The organism is Oleiphilus sp. HI0125 (genome assembly GCF_001635355.1).
Window position 1 is genome coordinate 1 of record NZ_LWGF01001093.1, and the last position, 1,007, is coordinate 1,007.

At 48.8% G+C, this 1,007-nt stretch carries 1 protein-coding gene; it reads left to right on the plus strand.

Features of this window, described 5'->3' with window-relative positions:
* Positions 1–1,007: FAD-binding protein (locus tag A3762_RS18905; protein ID WP_156493590.1), on the plus strand; the 1,007-nt coding region annotated here is incomplete at both ends.

The window sequence follows — 1,007 nt, forward strand, 5'->3', positions numbered from 1 at the left end:
GAATCTGGCGTTAAGACTGCTTGTATCACTAAAGTATTCCCTACGCGTTCGCACACGGTTTCTGCTCAAGGTGGTATCACTTGCGCTATTGCAAGTGCGGACCCAAACGATGATTGGCGTTGGCATATGTATGACACTGTTAAAGGGTCTGATTACATCGGTGACCAAGACGCGATTGAGTACATGTGTTCAGTTGGCCCTCAAGCGGTTTTCGAGCTTGATCATATGGGACTTCCTTTCTCTCGAACAGAAGAAGGTCGTATCTACCAGCGTCCGTTTGGCGGTCAATCAAAAGGGCCTGACAACCCAACTCAAGCGGCACGTACTTGCGCAGCGGCTGACCGTACTGGTCACGCTTTGTTGCATGCGCTCTATCAAGGTAACTTGAAAGGTGGAACGACATTCCTTAATGAATGGTATGCGGTAGATTTGGTTAAGAACCAGAAAGGTGCTGTTGTAGGCGTTATCGCTATCTGTATCGAAACTGGTGAGACGGTATATATCAAAGCGAAAGCGACTGTCATGGCGACAGGCGGTGCTGGTCGTATTTATGAATCGACTACGAATGCATTGATCAATACTGGTGATGGCATGGGTATGGCATTGCGTGCAGGCTTCCATGGTCAAGACATGGAAATGTGGCAGTTCCACCCGACTGGTATTTATGGCGCGGGTACTCTCGTTACTGAAGGTTGTCGTGGTGAAGGCGGTTACTTGATTAACAGTGAAGGTGAGCGTTTCATGGAACGTTATGCGCCGAATGCTAAAGACCTTGCTGGACGCGATGTTGTTGCGCGCTCTATGGTGATGGAGATTCTTGAAGGTCGTGGCTGTGGTCCGAAGAAAGACCACGTTCTTCTTAAGCTTGATCACCTGGGTGAAGAGACCTTGAATTTGCGCCTTCCTGGTATTTGTGAATTGTCGAAGACATTTGCGCACGTTGATCCAGTGAAAGCGCCGGTTCCTGTTGTTCCAACTTGTCACTACATGATGGGTGGTATCCCTAC